Below are 21,731 nucleotides of genomic sequence, written 5' to 3' on the forward strand. Positions count from 1 at the left end.
CAGCTGGCCTTTGCTAGATCATCTGCTGGTCACTCGCTATTCCGCGCGCGGCGCAGCGCCGCCGTCAGCTTGGCCTTTTGCCCGGCCCACCGCTCATCCTCCGCAGCCGCCCGCGCGTTCACTGCGGCCCGCTCGGCTTCAATAGCTTCAAGCCTGGCTCCATGCTCCTGCTCGGCTTCTTCCAGCGCGGCCTGCGCTTTTGCGATAGCCCGCTCCTGGCGCTCCCTGACCTTCGCTCGGGCGGCTTCTTCGCGCCGGCTTTGCGCCTCGCGCCGCCGCTGCTCTTTCTCGTAGTTTGCAGCCGCTTGTCGCGCGGCCTTGCTGCTGACTTGGGACGGTTGCCGCCTGTGCGGCTTCGATTGCCGCGTCTCCGGCTGCCTGTGCGCACGATCCGCGGCCGCTTGCGAAGGTATGTCTGATTGTTCGGAAAATCGTCCGCTCGAGCCGGCCGCCCGTCTGAGGACGACTCCGGGCTTCGCCATGGTGGCGGCGACGACCTCGGGATCATCGGTTTCCTTGGCTAACCCCTGGTGAAAGAGGTTGCTTCCGGCGCCCCACGCCTCGAGCGCGGCCTTCATCGACGGCGCTGCGATCGCGAGATCGTGGAAGCCAAGGGACGTCTGATATGTCTTGAGCTTGCGCGCCATCCCCTCTGGATAGCGCCGATCTTCGCCGTCGGCTATCCCGTCTAGCGTCGCCGCCCGGTCAGCACGTCGATGACGAGCGCTGCCGCGAGTGACCGGAGGGGGGGCGGCCATGGTGATCTTCCGTAGCTGATCGGCAAGGTGCGCCGCCGACGCCTGCGAGGACGACCGAAATCGCGATGATTGCGCATTGCTGGTTCCCGATTCGGCTGCGGACATTGCCTTTGCTGTCTATGTCATCATGCTCTGAGGGGCTGCGTGGGGCGGCCGGGTCCGGCCATTGCGCGGCCGCATGCAGCCGGAACATTGCAGCGAGATCGGACGTTCTGGCGAGATGCCACGCTACTATTTCAACATTCACAACGGTCATCCCTTCGAGGATCTGGTCGGCGAGGATTTGCCCGACGAGGCCGCGGCATGGAAAAACGCGCTCCTGCTCAGCCGCGACATCGAAGATGTGCTCGCGCCCGGCGGTGTCTGGAAGCTGGAGGTTCTGAAGCCAGATAGAAGCCCGTTGTTTCGCATCGAGGTCAAGACGGAACGTCTCAAGGCAATGCCATCAACGTCTGGTCGGCAGGACGGCAGCGAACTCGGCTGATGTCATGACACCCGGTCTGCATCATGCATTCCGGCAGGCTGGGCGGGCGCAAGCCGTGAGCGTAGAGGCTAATGGACCGGTTTCAAATGAAGGGCTTTCCGCCGGTGACGGCCAGTGTCGCTCCCGAGGTGTAGCTCGACAGCGGATCGGCAAGCATGACGTAGGCTGTCGCGAGTTCGGCCGGCTGCCCTGCGCGCTGCATCGGCACTTGCTTGCCAAAATTCTTGACCGTTTCCTCCGGCATGGTCGATGGGATAAGCGGCGTCCAGATCGGGCCAGGCGCAACCGCATTGACCCGAATGCCCTTGGACGCCAACATCTGCGCGAGCCCGCCGGTAAAATTCTGAATGGCGCCCTTGGTCGTTGCGTAGGCGAGCAGGCTCGGATTCGGCATGTCGGAGTTGACCGAGGCCGTATTCACGATCGCAGCACCGGGCCGCATATGCGGCACGGCCGCCTTGGTCAAATAGAACATCGCATGGATGTTCACCTCGAACGTGCGCTGCCACTCGTCATCGCTGATATCGCCGATGTCCTTGAACGTGGCCTGATGGGCGGCGTTGTTGACCAGGATGTCCAGTCCGCCGAGCTCCTCGACGGCGCGCCGCACGATCGCGCGGCAATGGCCGGGGTCGCGGATGTCTCCTGCAATCAGGATGGCCTTCCGTCCCTCCCGCTCCACCAGCGCTTTGACTTCCGCGGCATCCTCATCCTCATTCAAATAGGCGATAGCGAGGTCTGCGCCTTCGCGGGCATATGCAATCGCGACCGCACGGCCGATGCCGCTGTCTCCGCCGGTAATGATGGCCTTTTTGCCGGCCAGGCGACCGGCGCCCTTATAACTCTCTTCGCCGTGGTCGGGCCGCGGGTTCATCGCGCGGGTCGCGCCAGGCATGGACTGATGCTGGGGGGATATGGCGGCTTCGGATATTCGGTCATGGAGCGCCTCCGAGATTCGCTGCGCTAACACAACCCGAGCGAAAGTGTTCCTAGCTTCCCATCAGGCGGCCGAGCTATCGAGAACATTCATCAAGGGTGCGTACGTTCACCCGAACTTCGCCATGCTCGTCGATGTCGATCGTTGCCAGCGTGATCGGCAGCTTGAATCGCCGCGGCCCGGCGCTTCCCGGGTTGAGATAGGTGATACCATCCGTGGTCCTGAGGCTTGCCCGATGCGAATGGCCAGAGATCACGGCGTCGACATCCGCGGGGGCGGGCCTGCTCTTCAGGTCGTTGATATCATGCAAGACATAGAAGGCTCGCCCGGCGAGATGAACGGTCGTCGTCTCGGGATAGAAGCGGGCCCAATCGCCGACATCGACATTGCCCCGGATCGCAGTGACAGGGGCAATCCGGCGTAGCCCTTCCATGACATGCTCGGCACCGATATCGCCGGCGTGAATGATGTGCGCGGTCCCGCGGAAGCATTGTTCCACTTCCGGCCGCAGCAGACCGTGGGTGTCCGAGATGATGCCGATCCTGAACATTGCCTCGCATCTCCCCATAACAGCTGCCTTGACCCGCGTTTAGGAACGACAATGCCGCGCTCGAATTGCCCGCCTATCTAACGGGAGCACAGACATGGGCAACACCGGCGTAGGAATGCTTCTTGGAGACCTCTCTGTCAAAACGGTTTGGTTGCTGTGTCTTGGCGTTTTGGTCCTTGGCGGAGCGATCTGGTACGGCGTCTGGCGCTCGGGGCATCTGCGCCGCAGCGAGCGCGCCCAGCTCGATCGGAACACCGAAGCAGCGCAACGCCGGGACGATCCGCAAAAGCCTGTCACACGATAGCTCACGCAATCGATTGATGGATCCGTCATATGCTCGAGGATTTGCGCGCAAGTTTGGGACTAAGTTGATGACGCCCAATCACTGACTCGCCGCCTCGTTCCAATGCGCGAATTTCCGGAAAAACGACAACTTACGACAGCATTAGCAACCTTCGTTCCCGCCACGACTTAGATGCCAACCAGGTCAGCCAGAAAACGAACATCGGCACGATTCCAGAGCCGAGGATGTGGAAGCCTTGAAAGCAGAACGAGACGATGACTGCTCGGCGCGTGACGGAAGCCCATGGTGGCAATCCGCGGTCATCTACGAAATTGCCCTGATCTCGTTCCAGGACTCCGATGCCGACGGCAAGGGCGATTTGACCGGCCTGATGTCCCGGATCGACTATCTGAAATGGCTGGGCGTCGATGCAATCTGGTTGACGCCGATCTACAAGAGTCCGTTCCGCGATCTCGGCTACGACATCTCCGACTACCGCGCGATCGACCCGGCCTTCGGCAGCCTTGATGAGTTCGACAAGCTTCTCGCCGCCCTGCATCAGGCCGGAATACGCCTTATCCTGGATCTCGTGCCCAATCACACCGCGGATGATCACGAATGGTTCGTGGAGAGCCGTAGTTCACCCAGCAGCGCGAAAGCAGATTGGTACATCTGGGCGGACGCCGCGGAGAACGGTGGTCCGCCCAACAACTGGCTCAGCCGTTTCGGCGGCAGCGCATGGGAGTGGTGTGAAGCGCGGCGGCAATACTATTATCATTCCTTTCTGGTTGAGCAGCCCGACCTCAACTGGCGCAACCCGCAGGTACGCTCCGCCATCGCCGATGTGATGCGCTTCTGGCTTGACCGAGGCGTCGACGGTTTCCGCGTCGACGCCAGTGCGGTTCTGATCAAGGACGCGCATCTGCGTGACAACCCAGCGAATCCCGATGCCCAAGGCAAGCCGCCACCGCAGCGACAAACACCTGTCTTCACGGACGACCGACCGGAGACGATGCAATGCATCGAATTCATCCGTAGCGTGATTGACGAATATCCCGAGCGGCTGTTGTGCGGCGAAGTTCAAGGCAAAACCGATCGCATCGGCCACTTCTACGGCACGGAGCGCCCGCGGCTGCATTTGCCGCTCAACTTCGCGCTGCTTGACGCGCCTTGGAATGCATTATCGTTGCAAGCCGCGATCGATGCCTATTTCAATGCCCTGCCCGACGGCGCCTGGCCAGTGTGGGTGATCGGCGGCCATGACAAGCCGCGGATCGCGAGCAAGATCGGCGAGGCGCAACTACGTGTCCTGGCAATGCTCCTGATGACCCTGAGAGGAACTCCCTTTTTCTACATGGGTGACGAGATCGGTCGTAAGCGCGTCCCTATTCCGCCCGATCAGGTTCAGGACCCATTCGAAAGGCTCGTTCCCGGCTACGGCCATTGCCGTGATCCCGAACGCGCTCCGATGCGATGGGACGATACAGCAAATGGTGGGTTCTCGGACGGACGCCCATGGCTGCCGCTCGATCCGGCGGGATCGACCAATGTGACAGCTCAGCAGAACGACGACAGTTCGATCCTGATGCTGTTTCGCACGCTGCTGAGGTTGCGGCGCGAGCATGCATGTCTTCGTGAAGGCGACTACCACCCGCTGCGCTCGCAGAACGACATTGTTGCGTTCGAACGGGTCTATGAAGGACACCACATGCTGATAGTACTCAACATCGCAGACGAACCACGGAAGTGGCCCAGCCAGGTTTCCGGCCGTGTCCTGCTATCAACCCATCTGGACCGGGCATCCGAGGCTTTAGCGGCGGCCTCAGTCCTGCTTCGAGGCAACGAGGGCGTGATTCTTTCCCGCAGCATCCCTGGGTCGTTCGTATGAGGATGCGATGTCCCTCGATTGCGTGATCGTCGGCGGCGGGCCCGCGGGACTGATGACTGCCATCTACCTGGCCCGCTTCCGCCGCAGCGTTTGCGTGATTGATGCCGGGGCAAGTCGGGCCGCCCTTATCCCCCGCAGCCACAATCTACCGGGTTTTGCCGGCGGGTTACCCGGAACGGAGCTTCTGGCGCGCATGACCGCCCAACTCGCGGAGCTAAAGGTGCCGCTGGTCCGAGCCGAGGTCACGTCGCTCGAAAAGGCACAGGATGGATTTCAGGTAACCTGGACCGGTGGAGCCGCCGATGCCGCGACCGTCGTGCTCGCTTGCGGGATAGTCGACATCCATCCGACATGTGAACAATGGCGCCTTGCGGTCGCTGAGGGACTGTTGCGGTATTGCCCCGTATGTGATGCCTATGAAGCGACGGGCCGTCGTGTCGCGGTGGTGGGGCCGCTGGACCAAGCGACGCCCAAGGCACTATTTCTGCGCGGCTTCTCTACCGACGTGACCGTGCTCGCGACCCGCATGAATGGGGACGATTTGGCATCCGTGCTTGCCGAAACCGATATTTCCCTCATCCATGCGCCAGACGTGAGCTTAAGACGCTCCGGTGACAAGCTAGAGGCCGTGCTTGCCGACGCGGCGGTCGAGTTCGATGTCATATACCCGGCCATGGGCGCCGAGGTTCGCTCGCAACTCGCACTATCGCTTGGCGCAGCGCATACCGATGGAGGCTATCTCACGGTCGACGATCACCAACGGACCTCGATCGCCGGTCTCTACGGTGTTGGAGATCTTGTCGTCGATCTGCACCAAATCTCTGTCGCCTTTGGCCACGCCGCAGTAGCGGCCTGCACCATTCATAACAGTCTACCTCGACGACTTGCCTAGCCGGCAAAATCAAGAGCGTCCGAGAACTTGTCTTTAGGAACTGATCTCCCGAGCGGGCATTCATTCTGCGGGCAGATCACGCATCTCCTCATAGCGGGGCAAGCCCGCTTCGCCTCCGTCGCGGGGTTTTCTCCGAGGAACTAGAACATGAGGGATGACCGCACAGGCAACGAGCCGTCGCCCCTCGTACTGTTCGGCGTGGCACTTATCCCGATATTTGCCGTGCTGGCATGGTTCGCGTTCGGATGAGTCTCGCCAGACGAGTGATTGATCACCGGCCCCACCGGAAAGCGAGGTTATGCTTCGGCATCCTTCTCCAGGGGTCTGGAAACCAAGCGACCGCCTTGGGGCGGCCGGCTTTATCTGGGCGGGCCGGCCCGCGCGAAAATGGGCCTTCGTGGAAATTTCGTGGAAACCACCCCTTCAGGCCTCGGGCGCCGAACGCCTAAATCATTGAAGAGGATGGTGGGCACGACAGGGATCGAACCTGTGACCCCTACCATGTCAAGGTAGTGCTCTCCCGCTGAGCTACGTGCCCTAATTAGTCCGGATAGGTCGGGTGGGGGTCCCTATAACGGCTCAGGGGAGCCGGCGCAAGGACGGAACGCGGCCGATTTAGGCCGCCAGCATCTTGTTCACTTCGCTCACCAATTCTCTGAGGTGAACGGGCTTCGACAGCACCTTGGCGTTCTTGGGGGCGTCCGAATCCGAGTTCAGGGCGACTGCGGCAAAGCCGGTGATGAACATGATCTTGATGTCGGGGTCGAGTTCCGAGGCCCGGCGGGCGAGCTCGATGCCGTCCATCTCCGGCATCACGATGTCGGTCAGCAGCATCTCGAACGGCTCTTCCCGCAAGCGCTGATAGGCGGCCATGCCGTTGTCATGGGACGAGACCTGAAAACCGGCGTTTTCCAGCGCCTTGACCAGGAAACGGCGCATGTCGTTGTCGTCTTCGGCGAGCAGGATTTTTGGCATGGGCGGAACGTCGATCCCCAGAGGATATGCAGAGGTTACTAAGCCCGACAGAGGGTAAATTTGGGGTGAAAATCTTAACCCTCTGGGCTCGCACTACGAGGGGTGTTGTGAACCGGAACGGGCGACGAATCAATTCCGGTGCGCCCACGCATCCACGCCTGCCCGCCCACACGGTTAAGACATGTTCCAGCGCGGATCACGCTTTTTCGCTTGGCAGAATGGTTGCGATTCCGGACAATGGCGACACATAAGAGCCGCTCGATCGGCCGAATCACCCGATCTGGACCCATGCTGGATCGTGCGGCGTGAAGGGACGAAGCCTGAGAAGATGACCCGGTTTGACGGCGCGGAGTCGCCAGCCTTCGAGATCGTGGAGCCCGCCGAGTGGCGCGCGCCTGTTATCTTCAACTCGCCCCATTCCGGCTCGACCTACCCGGACGAATTCCTGAACGCATCCCGGATCGACCTGCCGACGCTGCGGCGCTCGGAAGACTCCTTCATGGACGAGCTGATCGGCCATTTGAGCGCACGCGGCTTTCCGACCGTGCGGGTCAACTTTCCCCGCTCCTATGTCGACGTCAACAGAGAGCCCTATGAGCTCGATCCCCGCATGTTCACCGGCCGCCTGCCGAGCTTCGCCAACACTCGCTCGATGCGGGTCGCCGGCGGATTAGGCACGATTCCGCGCGTGGTCGGCGACGGCCAGGAGATCTATCGCGACCGCATCGCGGTCGACGACGCGCTGGCGCGGATCGAGACGCTGTACAAGCCCTACCACCGCGCGCTGCGCCGGCTGATCAACAAGGTGCACCAGATGTTCGGCACCGTGGTGCTGGTCGACTGCCACTCGATGCCCTCGGTCGGCGTCAGCAGGGACGAGCCGCGCCGACCCGACGTCGTGATCGGCGACCGCTACGGCACGAGCTGCACGCCGCTGCTGCCCGACCGCGTCGAGGAGACCATGACGGGGCTCGGCTATTCGATCGGCCGTAACAAGCCCTATGCCGGCGGGTTCATCACCGAGCACTACGGCAACCCTGCAAGCGGCCTGCATGCCGTGCAGCTCGAGTTCAACCGCGCGATCTACATGGATGAGCGCCGCCGCGAGCGCAGCCCGCGCTTTGCGCAAGTGGCGAGCGATTTCGGCGTTCTCGCCGAGGTGCTGGCGACCACGATCCCGTTCGGCGATCTCGGCCCGTTCCAGGCCGCGGCGGAATAGCCGCGCCGGCTCGAACGATCACCTTGCCTGCGATTGACGCGAAGGCGTTTGCGTTTGGCTCGGGATCGCGCGCCAAACTGAAAACAGACAGACAAGAAAAAAGGGCCGCTCGCGAATGACGCAAGCGGCCCAAGTCTAGGGAGGAAACGCCCAAGGAGGGCAGCGGTAACGCGAGAAGCGCTACCGCACCGCAACAATATGCGGCCGCGCCGCACAAAGTGCAAGGGCTTTTGAGCCGTTTCCCATGCAAAAACACATGGCTCAGTTGCTCCCAGAGAAACCCAGATTCAGTTTCTTTGATAAGGAAATTCAATGGGTTGATAGTCATTTGCATACGAACAAGGCATGTTCGGAACTAAGTTTTCAACTCAATGATCGATATTTGGCCAGCAGATGGCTCGCCAATCGTCTGACTATTTAGCTTGCTGGGCCAACCGGTCGCCGGACCCAAAATACCAGGGTGCAAATCAAGACAGCGCTGCACGCAAGCGGCGAATTGAGCTAGGCAGATGCGAGCTTCAGCCAACTTTCGTTTTGAGGATGCGCCGTGACGGTGATCGATTTCTCAGCCTTCATCGGACGGCTCGCCACTGCCTCCGGCGAGACCATCCTGCCGTTCTTCCGCACCTCGCTGTCGATCGACGACAAGAGCAAGACCAAGGATTTCGATCCGGTGACCGAGGCCGATCGCGCCGCCGAGGCGGTGATGCGACGGCTGATCAAGGCGAGCTTCCCCCAGCACGGCATCGTCGGCGAGGAATTCGGCAATGAGCGCGAGGACGCCGACTATGTCTGGGTGCTCGACCCTATCGACGGCACCAAGTCCTTCATCGGCGGCTTTCCGATCTGGGGCACGCTGATCGCGCTTCTGCACAAGGGCACGCCGGTTTACGGCATGATGCACCAGCCCTTCATCGGCGAGCGCTTTTCCGGCGACAACGGCTCGGCCAATTACAAAGGCCCCACCAGTGAACGCCGGCTGCAGGTCCGCCGCTGCGCCTCGCTGTCGGAGGCGACGACCTACACCACCTCTCCCTTGCTGATGAACGAGCGCGACCGCGCCATTTTCGGCCGCATCGAGCAGGGTGCGCGGCTGTCGCGTTATGGCGGCGATTGCTATTCCTATTGCATGCTGGCCGCCGGCCATGTCGATCTCGTGGTCGAGACCGAGCTGAAGCCTTATGACATCGCAGCGCTGATCCCGATCGTGACCGGCGCCGGCGGCGTCGTCACCACCTGGGAAGGCAAGCCGGCCCAAGGCGGCGGCCGCATCGTCGCGGCGGGCGATGCAAGAGTTCACGAAGAAGCACTGAAGTTGCTCAATGCGTAGGCGAGCGAGGGGCTTGCATGACAAATTGGCGTAAGCTCCTCCTCTCGATCCTGCTTCTGTTTCCGACCCTCGCCTCCGCCCAGAATTTTCCGGCGAAACCGATCAAGCTGATCGTGCCGTTCCCGGCCGGCGGCCCCAACGACATCATCGCCCGCGTGATCGGCCAGCGCATGTCGGAACTCTCAGGCCAGCCGGTGCTGATCGACAATCGCGGCGGCCAGGGCGGCGTGCTCGGGACCGATGCGGTGGCCAAGGCCGCGCCCGACGGCTACACCATCGCAATCACCAGCGCCGGCGCGCTCGCGATCAGCCCGAGCATGGAGAAGGTCGCCTACGACACGCTCACCGATCTTACGCCGATAACCCTGGTTGCGACCGTGCCGGAAATGCTCGTCGTCGCCAGCAACGTGCCGGCAAAGGACCTCGGCGAATTGATTGCGCTCGCGAAAGCGCAGCCCGGAAAACTCAACTTCGCCTCGACCGGACCCGGCAGCCTGCCACACCTCGCCGGCGAATTGTTCAAGCTGACGGCCAGGATCGACATCGTGCACGTGCCCTATCGCGGCGCCGCGCCGGCGGTGAACGATCTCTTGGGCCAGCAGGTGCAGATGACATTCCTCGATCTCCCGGCGCTGCTGCCGCAGGTCAAGGCCGGCGCGCTGCGGCCGATGGCGGTCGGCTCCGCCGAGCGCACACCCACGGCGCCGGAGGTGCCGACCACGAAGGAAGCCGGCTTTCCCGATCTGCGCATCGAGAACTGGTACGGAATGGTGGCGCCCAAGGGCACGCCGAAAGAGATCGTCGCCGCGCTGCATGACCTCGCGACCAAGGCGATGGCGGATCCCGCAGTGAAGGAGAAGCTCGCCCAGCAGGGCGCAACGCTTGTTGGCGACGAGCCGGAGCATTTTCGCGCCTTCATCGCGGATGAGACCAAGAAGTGGGCGAAGGTGATCAAGGACGCAGGCGTGGAGACGGCGAAGTAGGCCGCGCCGTTGCTACACCGTCATGGCCGGGCTTGTCCCGGCCATCCATGTCTTTCCAAGCCGCACTAAAAAACGTGGATGCCCGGGACAAGCCCGGGCATGACGATCTCTCGAGCCACCTCACACCGCCTCGCCCCTTAAATGCTCCACCAGCATCTTGGCCGGGCGCGGCAGCGCCTTGAAGCTGCGCGCGCAGATCACGAGCTTGCGGTTGGCGAAGGCGTCGCGCAGGCGGACTATGGCGAGCGGCATCAGCTTGGCACAGCGGCGGGCGGCGGCTTCGGGCACCACGGCGACGCCGACATCGGCCGAGACCAGCCGGCAGATCGCGTCGAAGTCACGCAGGCGCGCGCGGAAATGCGGGCGCATACCGAGCCGCGCGGCGTGCTTTGAAATGTGCATCTGCAGCGCGGTGGCACTGGTAAGGCCGACGAACTCGCAAGAGCCCGCCTCCTGGAAATCGATCTGGCGGCGGCCGGCGAACGGGCCGCGTTTCGACGTCACCAGCGTCAGGCGGTCCTCGCTGAACACGAAGCGCTCGATATGATCGGGCAGCGCGTGCTCCGCGGCAAAGCCGAGATCGGCAGCGCCGGCGGTGATCGCGGCCGCGATGTCGGTGCTCTCGCGCTCCTCGATGTCGATCGCGACATCACGATGCTCGCGCAGGAAGCCGGCGAGCGCCTTCGGCAGATGCTCCGAGAGACCTGAGGTGTTGGCGAGGAAGTGCACGCTGGCGCGCACGCCGCTGGCAAAGCCGGCGAGATCGCCGCGCATGGCGTCGACCTGGTGGATCACGAGCCTGGCATGATCGAGCAGGCTTTCGCCCGCCGCGGTCAGCTCCACGCCGCGCCGTCCGCGCTTGAGCAGCGCGACGCCGAGCGCGTCCTCGAGCCCTTTTATGCGCGCGCTGGCGGATGCTAGCGCCAGATGCGACCGTTCGGCGCCGCGAGTGATGCTGCGCTGGTCGGCGACCGCGATGAAGAGCTGGAGGTCGACGAGGTCGAAACGCACGGGTCCTTTCCTCCAAAATCAGCCTTCGCTCCTAGCGAAGGCTATCTCCATAACCTCCAGATTGTGCCCACGCGCCGCTTCGGTCAATGTGGCCCCATGATTGACCCACTCCTCATTCTCATCGCCGCCGTCTTCCTGGTTGCCGGATTCGTCAAGGGCGTCGTCGGGCTCGGCCTGCCGACGGTGTCGATGGGCCTGCTTGCGGTGAACATGGCGCCGAGTCGCGCGATCGCAATCGTGATCGTGCCCGCCATCGTCACCAACATCTGGCAGACCTTTGTCGGCCCGTATTTGCGCGACATCCTCAGGCGCCTGTGGCCGCTGATGATCGGCACCGTGATCGGATGCTGGCTCAACGCCGGCGCGCTGACCGGCCCCCATGCGCGCTACGGCACCGTGGTGCTCGGCGTCCTGCTGGTGATCTATGCCCTTATTGGCCTCAGCAAATTCAAGTTCCACATCGCCCCGCGGAACGAGAAATGGGTCGGCGGCGTGGTCGGCGTCGTCACCGGCGTGATCTCGGCCTCGACGGGTGTGCAGGTGATCCCCTCGATGCCGTTCATGCAGGCGATCGGGATGGAGAAGGACGAGCTGGTGCAGGCCCTCGGCGTGTTCTTCACCACCGCGACGCTGGCGCTCGCCTTCAACCTCACCGCGGGCGGATTGCTGACGCCAGCCAATGCCGTGCCGGGCACTGTGGCCATGACGATGGCCTTTGCCGGCATGTATGTCGGCCAGTCAGTGCGGCAGCGGATGCCGGCGGAGGCATTTCGCCGCTGGTTTTTGGTCGCGATGATCCTGCTCGGCGTTTACCTCGCCGGCAGCGCGCTGCTGAAGGAATTGGCGTAAGGCACAAATCCGTAGGGTGGGCAAAGCTTTCGCCGCAGCTCGAAGAGCGAAGGCGGAAGCGTGCCCACGCATTTTTCGCGATCGAGGGCGATGGTGGGCACGGCGCTGGCACGCCTTTGCCCACCCTACAGGGTCCGTGCTGGTCGTTGGCAGCGAAAGCTACCGCGTCTCCAGCATGGCGACGCGGATGCCGAGATAGATGAAGAGGCCGCCGAGTGCACGGTTGACCCAGGCGATCACACCCTCGGACCGCCGCAGCCGGTGAGCGGCCTTCGCCGCGAACGCCGCCAGCACCAGGCACCATAGCGTGCCCGTGAAGATGAAGATCAGGCCGAGCGTCAGGAAAGCGAGCGGCTTGTGCGGCGCGTCGGCTGCGACGAATTGAGGCAGGAAGGCCAGGAAGAACAGCGCGACCTTGGGATTGAGCGCGTTGGTGAAGACGCCCTGGAGGAAGACCCGCCGCAGCGAGCTGCGCTCCGCCTCGTCCTTGACCGCCAAAAGCCGCGGCCGCGACCACAGCATCTGAAGACCAGTCAGAACCAGATAGGCCGCGCCGACCAGCTTCAGCACCCCGAACGCGGTCGATGAGGCCATCAAAAGCGCGGAAAGGCCGATCGCCGCGCCCACGACATGGAAAAAGCAGCCGCAACTGATGCCGAAGGCGGCGGCCGCGCCGCCGCGCCAGCCCATCTGCATGCTGCGGCCGATCACATAGACCGTATCGGGCCCCGGCGTGATGTTGAGCAGCACGCCCGACAGGACAAAGAGCCAGATTTCGTGAATGCCCAGCATCAAAAGGTCCTCGCCGCCCGGCAGGTCCGTCCCAAGGGACTGGCCTTAGTCCGTTCGCACCCCGCCGTCCACCATCGGAAATGGTCAGGATTTGCATCAATTTGCAATGCGGATCATACTTTCGCTGGGCATCATCTGCTTTATCTGGGCATCATCTGCTCTATAAAGGCCCAGTTCTTGAAATGCGGGATTCGCGGGCTGCCGCCGCGCAAGTGGCTGGGCCCTTTCCCTTGGAGCTCCGAGGATATGGAAAGACGTCTGGCCGCCATCGTCTGCGCCGATGTCGCCGGCTATTCCCGGATGATGGGCAGTGACGAGGCCGGTACCCATGCCGCCTTCAAGGCCCATCGCAACGCGATCCATCCCATCATTCTCAACCACGGCGGCCGTGTCGTGAAAAACACCGGCGACGGCTTCCTGCTGGAATTCCCCTCCATCGTCGGCGCCACCGAGGCTGCGATCGCGATGCAGCTGCTGATGGCGGAGCGCAACCGTCATCTGCCTGCCGACCGCGCCATGCAGTTCCGGCTTGGCATCCACATGGGTGACGTCATCGCCGACGAGGACGAGGTGTTCGGCGACGACGTCAACATCGCCGTCCGCCTCGAATCGGTGGCGAGCCCCGGCGGGTTCGCGATCTCGGCCAAGGCCTACAGCGAGGCCAGCAAGCATCTCACCGTGCCGCTGGTCGATGGCGGCAACCACCGCTTCAAGAACATCAAGGATCCGGTCGGGGTCTGGACCTGGACGCCTGACGGCGCCGCCGCGCTCGCGCCGGAGCTGAAGGAAGGCTCGACGCTGTCGCAAGCCTACCGCACCGCCATCGTCGGCGTGCTGCCGTTTGCCAATCTCAGCGACTCCCAGGACGAATATTTCTCCGACGGCCTGACCGAGGACCTGATCCACGCGCTGTCGCTGCAGTCCTTCTACCGCGTGCTGAGCCGCAACTCGACGTTCGCCTTCAAAGGCAAGAACGCGAGCACCCGCGTGATCGCGCGCGAGATCGATGCCACCTATCTGATCCAGGGCTCGGTGCGGCGCGCCGGCGCCAAGATCCGCGTCACCGCCGAGCTGATCGCGCCGGAGACCGGCGAGCAGCTCTGGACCGGCCGCTACGACCGCGACATCGGCGACCTCTTCGCCATGCAGGACGAGATCACGACCAATCTGTCCGCAGCCATCGCCACCGAGATCGTCCGCGCCGAGGCCTCCGCGCCGGCGCGCCCGACCAACGACGTCACGGCCTGGGATCGCTTCCTGAAAGGGCTGTCGCATTACTACCGGCAGACCAAGGAAGACCTGGCCACCGCGGTCGCGCTATTCAGGGAAGCGATCGCGCTCGATCCCAAGCTGTCGATCGCGCATGCCTATCTCGCCACGATCCAGATCCAGAGCATCCAGTTCGGCTGGGTCAAGGGCACGCGCGAGATGTGGGCCGAGGCGATGAACCTCGCCGAAACCAGCGTGCGGCTCGACCCGCGCTCCTCGTTCGCGTTCTCGATCCTGTCCTGGGCGCATGCGATGGAGGGGCATCACGAGGCAGCGATGGACGCCGCCAAGCGCGCGGTCGCGCTCAACCCCTACGACATGGGCGCGCGCGGCGTGCTCGGCATCTGCCATTTCATGGTCGGCGAGCACCGCCAGGCGATCGAGCTGTTCTCGATGGCCGCCCAGCGCGACAACAGCGACCCGCGCTATCAATGGGCGGCGCTGAACGCCTTCAGCCATTATCTCCTCCGCCAGTATGACGCGACCCTGTCCTGGGCCCGCGAGCAGCTCTACATCAACCCGAACCATATGCAGGCTCTGGCGATCAGCGCCGCGGCGCTGGCGCAGATGGGCCGGACCGCTGATGCGAGCGAGGCGACAGGCGTATTGATGCGCAATTACCCGACGCTGAATGTCGACCGCCATTTGCGGAATTTTCACTGGAAGCGGCCCGAGGACGTCGCGCACTACCGCGACGGGCTCTTGAAGGCGGGCGTACCGGCCAGCAAGCTGACGCTGGTCCAGAGCGACGTCAGACGCGCCGCCGAATCCTGAGGCCGAGCTGCGATCGCGCCTCCGGCTTTTTTGACATGACAGTGAATTCGGCCACACTTCCCCACACGTTGAAGTAGTATAGGTTGCTGTCGGTTTGTTAGGACTTTTCCGCGCTGTATCGGCGCGTCCCTATTTCGCGATTCGCTGTTTTCAGGATCTTGGGCCATGAACGACCCCGTCTCGAAGCCCCCCTTCGACCCCTCGATTCAGGTCTCGCCGAACAATCCCTGCCCTTTCCTGCGTGGCCTCGTCGGCGAAGGCTTTGTCGACGGCGGCACCGTGCCGCTGCGGACGCTGTCGCAGACCATCGCAAATGCAAGCGGCGAGACCGGGCTGAAGAAGACCTCGGCCCGCATCCAGGTCCGCGGCGTCGCGCTGATCGCCAACGGCGCCTGTCACATCCTGCAAAGCCTCTTCTGGGGCGCGCAACTCAACCGCTTGCGCGGCGGCCCGCTCGACAAGCTCGGTGCCGGCTCGCGCATCCTCGGCGTCGACGGGACGGTCAACGAGGACCAGATCGCGCGGCTCGCCGGGTTCGGCAGCACCTATGCCGATCCCGCTGGCGGCAGCGAGACCGGCCTCAACGCCTCGCAGATCCGGACCTTCATGAACGACAATCTCAAGCGCGCCGGCAATCAGGCACGCTGGTACTACCCGCTCCTGATGAAGTTCGAATGGCCGATCCTGCTCAGGATCATGGGCAAGGGTCAGGGTGACGACCGCTATCTCAGCGTGGCCGAGGTAAGGACATTGTTCAACGAGCGCAAATTCCCTGAGAGGGTCACCCAGCGGATGGTCAGCCAGCCGGTCCGCCCGCCTTCACTGATCTTGCGTGCCGTCGGCGGCCTCGTTGCCGCTCTCCTCGTCTTTGGCATCGTGGCGCTGCGCTTTCCCGATCAATTCCAGCCGATGCTGCCCGGCATCCTCGGCAATCTGGTGGCGCCGCCATTACCCCGGCACGTCGAACCCCGCGCCGCGTACTGGCTCGAGCAAAACTGGGCGCTGGAGGACCGGCACTGGTTTCATCACGCCAGCCAGGGCACCGCGACCTTCCCGGTGCCCTATAGCTGGTTCATGGCGCTGGAGCAGCCGCGGCTGCATTTCTTCGCAAAGCCCGGCATGCTGCACGACAGCGGCCATCTGCAGCGCTTCGGCTTCATCCCGAGCCCGCAGACGCTCAACACCGATGAGGCGACGCTGCGCCGCTTCGGCTATGCCAATGTCTATGACAAGACCAAGCCGGCGCCGGCGCGGCTGTGGGATCCGCCGGTCAATTGGGGCAAGCAGGCCGAAAACGTCGACGGCCTGCCCGTCGGCTTTGCGCGCATGACCGGCGTGCCTGATCCTGCGACCGGCAAGATCGGCGAGGACCGGATCGGCCTCACCTGCGCCGCCTGCCACACCGGACAGATCCACTACAAGGGCATCGACATCCGCTTCGACGGCGGCCCGGCGATGACCGACCTCAGGAAGCTCGAGGTCACGACCGGCCTGTCGATCGCCTACACGCTCTATGTGCCGGGTCGCTTCAGGCGCTTTGCCGATCGCGTGCTCGGCCCCTCCGCCAGCGATGCGGACCGCGATGCGCTGAAGCAGAAGCTGAGCGCGATCGGCACCTTCCTGGTCGACTGGGAGAAGACCTACGCCAAAACCATCGAAGGCAAGACCAGGTTCAACGAGAAGACGAGGCGGGACGAGCCACAGCAGGACACCGAGGAAGGATATGGCCGCCTCGATGCGCTCAATCGCATCGGCAATCAGGTCTTCTCCCAGGACATGACGCTCAGCGGCCTCAGCGGCTTTGAGAAGAATCTGCACGCCAGGGACGCACCGGTGAGCTTCCCGCCGATCTGGACCGTGCCTTGGCTCAAATATGCCCAGTATGACGCCTCCATCGAGCAGCCGCTGATCCGCAACGCCGGCGAAGCACTGGGCGTGACCGCGCTGTTGAATCTCTCCGACGCCACGCCCAAGGACGCGCTGTTCCGCTCGTCGATCGACATCAAGAATCTGAACTGGATCGAGGATCTGCTGAAAGGATCGGCGCCCTATCCGAAGAAGCAGCTCTCCGGACTGACATCGCCGAAATGGCCCTCGGACATCTTCGGCGACGATGCCTGGAAGATCGATGGCGACCGAGTCAAACGCGGCCGCAAGCTCTATGCGGACATCTGCGTCGAATGCCATCTCGGTCCGGTCAACGATCCCGTGTTCGACACCGAATTTCCGCAACAGAGCATCTGGTCCTCGGACCGCTGGCAGAGCATCGGCGACGACAAATTCCTGAACGAGGTGCAGAAGAGCGCCAAAGGCATGGGGACCGATCCGTCTCAGGCCAGCGTGTTGGCAACCCGCACGGTTCAGGTGCCGGGCTTTCTCAAGCTCGATCCCACGCAGAATCTCAATGGCTGGTGGAACTGCAATCTGCCGGATGTCTCCTCGACCGACATGCCGTACGCGCTTGGCCTGATGGTGCTCGTCGACATCGTCAGCCGCAAGGCAATGGACGACGCCAAGATCGCCCCGAAGGTCCAGAATATCTGGTGGGGTGCGCGAAAGAATTGCCCCAATCCCGGTCCGCAGCCTGCCGAGAAGAACGAGCCGGGGCCGTGGTATCGCGCGCGACCGCTCAACGGCGTGTGGGCCACCGCGCCTTACCTGCACAACGGATCGGTGCCGTCGCTCTACTGGATGCTGAGCCCCGCAGCCGAACGTCCCAAGTCGTTCTGCATGGGCGGTGGCCGCGACTACGATCCGAAGCAGGTCGGCTTCGCCGTCACCGACGGCGAGAGCTGCAAGACCGGGCAGTCGCGCTTCTCGACGCGAGCTGCCGACGGCACCGACCTGGTCGGCAACAGCAATGCCGGCCACTCGTTCGATGGCACGCCGGGTCCCGGCAAGGACGGCACCATCGGCCGCGTGCTCAAGGAACAAGAGCGCTACGATCTGATCGAGTATCTGAAGACGCTGTGAGTGTCTCACCTCTCCCCGCTCTTGTCCGCCGAAGCTTCAGCGAAGGCGGCTGCGGGGAGAGGCAAAATGCCTCCACACCGTCATTGCGAGCGCAGCGAAGCATCCAGAGTCTCTCCGAGGAGGCAGTCTGGATTGCTTCGTCGCAAGGGCTCCTCGCAATGACGGAGAATACGGCTACTTGAACAGCGGCGTGCCCGGCACGAAGGCGTCGAACGCGGCCCAGAACTGGGAGCGGTAGCGGTCCTGCTCCTGGAGGATCTCGTGCTTGGATCCGGCGATCACCAGATGCGAGCCGGCGCGCAAATGGTAGGCGAACTCCTCGATCGCGGCGGTCGAGACCACGGCGTCATTGGAGGCCGCCAACATCAGGATCGGCTGGCGGATCTCGGAAGGGTAGTTGATGCCCTTGAAGGTGTGCATGGCGCGGAAGGCGGTATCGGCCCAGGCGACCGTCGGTGACGCCAGGCCCAGCGTCGGATCCTCCTCGAGGATCGCGGCATTGCGCGCATAGCGCACGGGATCGCTGGTCAGCGGATTGTTGATGAAAGGCGACAGCCCGGTGAGGTGATCGCTGCCGCCGGGAACGTAGGCGCCGCCGCGGCCCATCATCCGCATCGTCTTCAAAAGCATCCGCACCGGCAGTGAGGTAGCGCGACCGGGCAGGTCGATCATCGGCGCGGTCAGCACCATACGATCGAACCAGCGCTTGCCCGCATGCGCCAGCCGCAGCAGCACCGCGCCGCCCATGGAATGGGCCAGCGCGAAGAACGGCGGCGGACAGTCCGGCAGCACCACCTGCTGCACGAAGGCTTCGACGTCGATCTCGTAGTCGGAGAAGTTGCGCACATAGCCCTTGCGCGGATCGCGCAGACGCCGCGCGGAATGCCCCTGCCCGCGCCAGTCGATCATCGCCACCGCAAAACCGCGGTCGCGCAGATCGCGCACGGTCTCGAAATATTTCTCGATCTGCTCGCTGCGCCCGGTGAAGACGCAGACCGTGCCCTTGCGGTTCGCCGGCGGCGCCCAGCGCGCAAAGCGCAGCTCGACGCCATCCGAGGTCTTGATGGTGCCGCTGACGACGTCTTCGGGAACGGGGTTGGACGGAATCGAAACCAGCGTCATGATCGGGAGTGCGTGGGCGCCAAGTGCTGTCCTCAAGTGCTTGAGATCAAGGGGCGGGAGCGTCGAAAAGGCGCTGATTCCGCCCTCTTGAACGCCGTCTGGACCCACCCATATCATTTCAGTGCAGGCCGCTACCAGTGTTTCGGAACCGGAACATCAGGCTGCACACAGACTAAGCCCGGCCCGAATGGCGGGCGGGTTACCAACAGTCGCTCAATGGAGGACTTGACCATGCGTAGCTACGATCTCACCCCGTTCTATCGTTCCACCGTCGGCTTCGACCGCCTCTTCAACCTGCTCGACCAGGCAGGCACTGACGGCAGCCCCGGTTATCCCCCCTACAACATCGAGCGCACCGGCGAGAACGCCTACCGCATCAGCGTTGCGGTCTCGGGCTTCTCCAAGGATGAGCTCTCCATCGTCGCGAAGGAAAACACGCTGACGATCAAGGGCGAGAAAGTCGCCAACGAGAACTCGAAGTCCGAGGTGCTCTATCGCGGCATCGCCGCCCGCGCCTTCGAGCGCGCCTTCCAGCTTGCCGACTTCGTGCAGGTGAAGGACGCCTCGCTCGAGAACGGCCTGCTTCACGTCGACCTCGTGCGCGAGATCCCCGAAGCCAAGAAGCCGCGCCAGATCGCGATCAACACCGGCGCTGCCAAGGCGCAGGTGATCGAGAGCTCGGTCGCCGCGTAACGCGCACGTGCGATCTCCAAGTTGCGAAAACGCCCCGGTGCCCCCGGGGCGTTTTTTGCGCTTTACGCACAGCATCTCCTCAGCGTCGTCCTGGCGAAAAGCAGGACGACATCGATTGCTGGGCTGCCGTCTCCCATCTGATGACGGTATTGCACCGCATCACAGGCAGGTGAGCAGCGTAACACCCCCGCCTCTCGCTCCGTCCTTTGGACATCGCTACCCAAAACAAGACGGAGAATGATCATGACTTTCTGGCGCAGCCTTTTCGTCGCCGCGAGCCTGCTGGCGGCCCCCATCAGCCTTGCTCATGCGCAGACGCCACAGACCGTGAAAGCCAGCAACGTCGTGCTGGTGCACGGCGCCTGGGCCGACGGTTCGAGCTGGTCGGAGGTGATCCCGATCCTCCAGGCCGCCGGCCTTCACGTGACGGCCGTGCAGAATCCGCTGTCTTCGCTTGCGGACTCCGTCGAGGCCACCAGGCGTGTGCTGGCCGAGCAGGATGGCCCGACCGTGCTGGTTGCGCATTCCTGGGGCGGCACCGTGATCAGCCAGGTCGGCACCGATCCAAAGGTCACCGGCCTCGTCTACATCGCCGCGCGCGCCCCCGATGCCGCCGAGGACTTTGTCGCGCTGTCGAAGCAGTTTCCGACGGGACCGGCACGCGCCGGCATCGTCGAGCGCGACGGCTTCACGAAACTCTCGGAAGACGCCTTCCTGAAATATTTCGCCAATGGCGTGAAGCCGGAGCAAGCCAAGGAGCTCTTCGCCGTGCAATGGCCGACAGCCGCCTCGATCTTCGCCGGCCGCACCACGGAAGCCGCCTGGCACACGAAGCCGAGCTGGTATGCGGTGTCGAAGAACGACGGCACCATCAATCCCGATTTCGAACGCTTCCTCGCCAAGCGCATGAACGCCACCACGATCGAGCTCGACGCCGGCCACCTCTCGCTGGTGTCGCATCCGAAGGAGGTGGCAAATTTGATCCTGGAGGCGGCGGGGTACCCGCGGAGCTGAGCGGCGATGGCGGAAATGCAAAAGGCGCCTGAGTGCTCAGGCGCCTTTCGTTTTGCCAACCTCCCTCCACGATGTCGCCCCGGCCTAGTGCGCAATTGCGCACTAGGCCGGGACGACACCGATGGTGTGATGCGCAGCCTCGCCTAATCCAATCCTTGCACCGCCGGCATCTCCTGGGTCGGCAGGATCGTCGGAGCCGGCTTGGCCTGGCCCACGGTCGGCGCCGCCTCCGCGGGTTTTGCTTGCACGGTCGCGGTCTGCTGTGCGGGTTGGACCTGCGTCGCCTGCTCTGCAGGCTTGGCTGCCGCAACCGGCGTCTCGGCACGCTGCGGAGCCGCCTTCGGCAGCGGCACGGCGCGGCTGGCGACATGCGGGATCGAGGCAGGCGGGCGCGGCGGGCCGCCACGGACCATGGTCGGCGGCGGCAGTGCGCTTTGCGGCCGGTAAGGTGCCACCTGCGGCTCCTCATAGGCCGGCGCCATGCCATAGGCGTCAGCGGCCGGCATGAAGCGGATGATCCGGCCATCGCGGGCGTCGATCACGAGCCGGCCGTCGTCGCCGCGGCGGTCGATCACCGCGATGGTGTAGACCGCGCCGCGCAGGTGGGGGATGCCTGTTGGCGAGAAGCCGTTGTCGCGCAGCACGGCATAGACCTCCGTGGCCGGCAGCAGCGCCGGGCCCTCGCCGCGCTCCTCATAGCCATAGCCATAGCCGTAACGCGGTGGTGGCGCGGCCACCGGCGGCGCGTAGGGTCCGTCGAAATCCGAGACCGCGATATAGGCCCCGCCCGCGGCTCCCTTCGCCGATACCTGGGCCTCCGCGGCATTTGCCACCAGCGCCAGCGCGGCGGCGGCCACACATCCTGTGAAAAACTTCATGGTCGGCACGCTCCTGTCAGGCCCCCGAATGGTCAGCGCTCTTTCGCTTCTTGCGGC

19 protein-coding genes, 1 tRNA gene and 1 pseudogene are annotated in these 21,731 nt (G+C 63.7%); 12 read left to right on the top strand and 9 right to left on the bottom strand.

What is annotated here, in order from left to right:
- Nucleotides 1-29: 29 nt before the first annotated feature.
- Complete coding sequence (locus XH98_RS07370; protein WP_271618555.1) at nt 30-647, bottom strand: cell envelope biogenesis protein TolA; 618 nt, start codon at nt 645-647, stop codon at nt 30-32.
- A 331-nt stretch (nt 648-978) separates the two neighbouring features.
- On the opposite strand from XH98_RS07370, the gene XH98_RS07375 reads away from it, so the two are divergent.
- A complete protein-coding gene (locus tag XH98_RS07375) occupies nt 979-1,242 on the top strand; it encodes a DUF6894 family protein (protein ID WP_271618248.1) in 264 nt (87 codons plus the stop codon).
- A gap of 82 nt (nt 1,243-1,324) precedes the next feature.
- Here the strand turns inward: XH98_RS07375 and XH98_RS07380 are convergent.
- Both XH98_RS07380 and XH98_RS07385 read right to left on the bottom strand, forming a co-directional pair.
- Nucleotides 1,325-2,181 (bottom strand): annotated as a pseudogene (locus tag XH98_RS07380) (SDR family oxidoreductase).
- Nucleotides 2,182-2,255: 74 nt separating this feature from the next.
- Nucleotides 2,256-2,729, bottom strand: a complete 474-nt coding sequence (locus tag XH98_RS07385; protein WP_271600790.1) for a metallophosphoesterase family protein — start codon at nt 2,727-2,729, stop codon at nt 2,256-2,258.
- Between the two features lie 94 nt (nt 2,730-2,823).
- Here XH98_RS07385 and XH98_RS07390 point away from each other — a divergent pair, with 94 nt between their 5' ends.
- From XH98_RS07390 to XH98_RS07400, 3 genes are all read left to right on the top strand, one after another.
- On the top strand, nt 2,824-3,033 hold the full coding sequence (locus tag XH98_RS07390) for a hypothetical protein (RefSeq protein ID WP_057752704.1): 210 nt from the start codon (nt 2,824-2,826) through the stop codon (nt 3,031-3,033).
- 235 nt (nt 3,034-3,268) lie between these two features.
- The gene (locus XH98_RS07395; protein ID WP_271618249.1) at nt 3,269-4,900 is read left to right on the top strand and encodes an alpha-amylase family glycosyl hydrolase; all 1,632 of its coding nucleotides are present in this window, start codon (nt 3,269-3,271) and stop codon (nt 4,898-4,900) included.
- 7 nt (nt 4,901-4,907) lie between these two features.
- Complete coding sequence (locus XH98_RS07400) at nt 4,908-5,792, top strand: NAD(P)/FAD-dependent oxidoreductase (RefSeq protein WP_271618250.1); 885 nt, start codon at nt 4,908-4,910, stop codon at nt 5,790-5,792.
- Nucleotides 5,793-6,255: 463 nt separating this feature from the next.
- On the opposite strand, the gene XH98_RS07405 is transcribed toward XH98_RS07400, so the two are convergent.
- Together XH98_RS07405 and cpdR are read right to left on the bottom strand one after the other, a co-directional pair.
- Nucleotides 6,256-6,330 (bottom strand) — tRNA-Val (locus XH98_RS07405).
- 77 nt (nt 6,331-6,407) lie between these two features.
- Nucleotides 6,408-6,767, bottom strand: a complete 360-nt coding sequence (gene cpdR, locus XH98_RS07410) for a cell cycle two-component system response regulator CpdR (protein ID WP_007597092.1) — start codon at nt 6,765-6,767, stop codon at nt 6,408-6,410.
- A gap of 328 nt (nt 6,768-7,095) precedes the next feature.
- Here cpdR and XH98_RS07415 point away from each other — a divergent pair, with 328 nt between their 5' ends.
- The 3 genes from XH98_RS07415 (at nt 7,096) to XH98_RS07425 (ending at nt 10,299) form a co-directional block, all read left to right on the top strand.
- The gene (locus XH98_RS07415; RefSeq protein WP_271618251.1) at nt 7,096-7,986 is read left to right on the top strand and encodes an N-formylglutamate amidohydrolase; all 891 of its coding nucleotides are present in this window, start codon (nt 7,096-7,098) and stop codon (nt 7,984-7,986) included.
- 547 nt (nt 7,987-8,533) lie between these two features.
- Entirely contained in the window at nt 8,534-9,316 is a 783-nt protein-coding gene (gene hisN, locus XH98_RS07420; RefSeq protein WP_057752773.1) for a histidinol-phosphatase, read from the top strand.
- Nucleotides 9,317-9,333: 17 nt separating this feature from the next.
- Nucleotides 9,334-10,299 carry a Bug family tripartite tricarboxylate transporter substrate binding protein gene (locus XH98_RS07425; protein WP_271600794.1) on the top strand — a complete coding sequence of 322 codons (966 nt, stop codon included), beginning with the start codon at nt 9,334-9,336 and terminating at the stop codon, nt 10,297-10,299.
- Nucleotides 10,300-10,419: 120 nt separating this feature from the next.
- On the opposite strand, the gene XH98_RS07430 is transcribed toward XH98_RS07425, so the two are convergent.
- Complete coding sequence (locus XH98_RS07430; RefSeq protein WP_271618252.1) at nt 10,420-11,310, bottom strand: LysR substrate-binding domain-containing protein; 891 nt, start codon at nt 11,308-11,310, stop codon at nt 10,420-10,422.
- 96 nt (nt 11,311-11,406) lie between these two features.
- On the opposite strand from XH98_RS07430, the gene XH98_RS07435 reads away from it, so the two are divergent.
- A complete protein-coding gene (locus tag XH98_RS07435; RefSeq protein WP_271618253.1) occupies nt 11,407-12,159 on the top strand; it encodes a sulfite exporter TauE/SafE family protein in 753 nt (250 codons plus the stop codon).
- A gap of 159 nt (nt 12,160-12,318) precedes the next feature.
- On the opposite strand, the gene XH98_RS07440 is transcribed toward XH98_RS07435, so the two are convergent.
- On the bottom strand, nt 12,319-12,951 hold the full coding sequence (locus XH98_RS07440) for a LysE family translocator (protein WP_271600797.1): 633 nt from the start codon (nt 12,949-12,951) through the stop codon (nt 12,319-12,321).
- 246 nt (nt 12,952-13,197) lie between these two features.
- Here XH98_RS07440 and XH98_RS07445 point away from each other — a divergent pair, with 246 nt between their 5' ends.
- Nucleotides 13,198-14,994: an adenylate/guanylate cyclase domain-containing protein gene (locus XH98_RS07445; RefSeq protein WP_271618254.1), complete on the top strand. Its 1,797-nt coding sequence runs from the start codon at nt 13,198-13,200 to the stop codon at nt 14,992-14,994.
- Between the two features lie 165 nt (nt 14,995-15,159).
- Nucleotides 15,160-17,967, top strand: coding sequence for a di-heme-cytochrome C peroxidase (locus XH98_RS07450; protein ID WP_271618255.1), 2,808 nt, complete (start codon nt 15,160-15,162; stop codon nt 17,965-17,967).
- Nucleotides 17,968-18,141: 174 nt separating this feature from the next.
- Here XH98_RS07450 and XH98_RS07455 read toward each other — a convergent pair whose 3' ends face one another.
- Nucleotides 18,142-19,089: an alpha/beta fold hydrolase gene (locus XH98_RS07455; protein WP_271618256.1), complete on the bottom strand. Its 948-nt coding sequence runs from the start codon at nt 19,087-19,089 to the stop codon at nt 18,142-18,144.
- Between the two features lie 231 nt (nt 19,090-19,320).
- Here XH98_RS07455 and XH98_RS07460 point away from each other — a divergent pair, with 231 nt between their 5' ends.
- The gene (locus XH98_RS07460) at nt 19,321-19,782 is read left to right on the top strand and encodes an Hsp20 family protein (RefSeq protein WP_057752931.1); all 462 of its coding nucleotides are present in this window, start codon (nt 19,321-19,323) and stop codon (nt 19,780-19,782) included.
- Between the two features lie 243 nt (nt 19,783-20,025).
- Nucleotides 20,026-20,796 carry an alpha/beta fold hydrolase gene (locus XH98_RS07465; protein ID WP_271600800.1) on the top strand — a complete coding sequence of 257 codons (771 nt, stop codon included), beginning with the start codon at nt 20,026-20,028 and terminating at the stop codon, nt 20,794-20,796.
- Nucleotides 20,797-20,939: 143 nt separating this feature from the next.
- Here the strand turns inward: XH98_RS07465 and XH98_RS07470 are convergent, their stop codons facing one another.
- Entirely contained in the window at nt 20,940-21,674 is a 735-nt protein-coding gene (locus XH98_RS07470; protein ID WP_271598947.1) for a hypothetical protein, read from the bottom strand.
- Nucleotides 21,675-21,731: the final 57 nt, after the last annotated feature.

Source organism: Bradyrhizobium sp. CCBAU 51745 (genome assembly GCF_028128715.1).
In the GTDB taxonomy this organism is placed as follows: Bacteria; Pseudomonadota; Alphaproteobacteria; order Rhizobiales; family Xanthobacteraceae; genus Bradyrhizobium; species Bradyrhizobium manausense.

Coding starts and splice junctions, on each gene's coding strand:
- XH98_RS07370 (WP_271618555.1), bottom strand. CDS start 647: ATGGCGCGCAAGCTCAAGACATATCAGACGTCCCTTGGCTTCCACGAT.
- XH98_RS07375 (WP_271618248.1), top strand. CDS start 979: ATGCCACGCTACTATTTCAACATTCACAACGGTCATCCCTTCGAGGAT.
- XH98_RS07385 (WP_271600790.1), bottom strand. CDS start 2,729: ATGTTCAGGATCGGCATCATCTCGGACACCCACGGTCTGCTGCGGCCG.
- XH98_RS07390 (WP_057752704.1), top strand. CDS start 2,824: ATGGGCAACACCGGCGTAGGAATGCTTCTTGGAGACCTCTCTGTCAAA.
- XH98_RS07400 (WP_271618250.1), top strand. CDS start 4,908: ATGTCCCTCGATTGCGTGATCGTCGGCGGCGGGCCCGCGGGACTGATG.
- cpdR (WP_007597092.1), bottom strand. CDS start 6,767: ATGCCAAAAATCCTGCTCGCCGAAGACGACAACGACATGCGCCGTTTC.
- XH98_RS07415 (WP_271618251.1), top strand. CDS start 7,096: ATGACCCGGTTTGACGGCGCGGAGTCGCCAGCCTTCGAGATCGTGGAG.
- XH98_RS07425 (WP_271600794.1), top strand. CDS start 9,334: ATGACAAATTGGCGTAAGCTCCTCCTCTCGATCCTGCTTCTGTTTCCG.
- XH98_RS07435 (WP_271618253.1), top strand. CDS start 11,407: ATGATTGACCCACTCCTCATTCTCATCGCCGCCGTCTTCCTGGTTGCC.
- XH98_RS07440 (WP_271600797.1), bottom strand. CDS start 12,951: ATGCTGGGCATTCACGAAATCTGGCTCTTTGTCCTGTCGGGCGTGCTG.
- XH98_RS07445 (WP_271618254.1), top strand. CDS start 13,198: ATGGAAAGACGTCTGGCCGCCATCGTCTGCGCCGATGTCGCCGGCTAT.
- XH98_RS07450 (WP_271618255.1), top strand. CDS start 15,160: ATGAACGACCCCGTCTCGAAGCCCCCCTTCGACCCCTCGATTCAGGTC.
- XH98_RS07455 (WP_271618256.1), bottom strand. CDS start 19,089: ATGACGCTGGTTTCGATTCCGTCCAACCCCGTTCCCGAAGACGTCGTC.
- XH98_RS07460 (WP_057752931.1), top strand. CDS start 19,321: ATGCGTAGCTACGATCTCACCCCGTTCTATCGTTCCACCGTCGGCTTC.
- XH98_RS07465 (WP_271600800.1), top strand. CDS start 20,026: ATGACTTTCTGGCGCAGCCTTTTCGTCGCCGCGAGCCTGCTGGCGGCC.
- XH98_RS07470 (WP_271598947.1), bottom strand. CDS start 21,674: ATGAAGTTTTTCACAGGATGTGTGGCCGCCGCCGCGCTGGCGCTGGTG.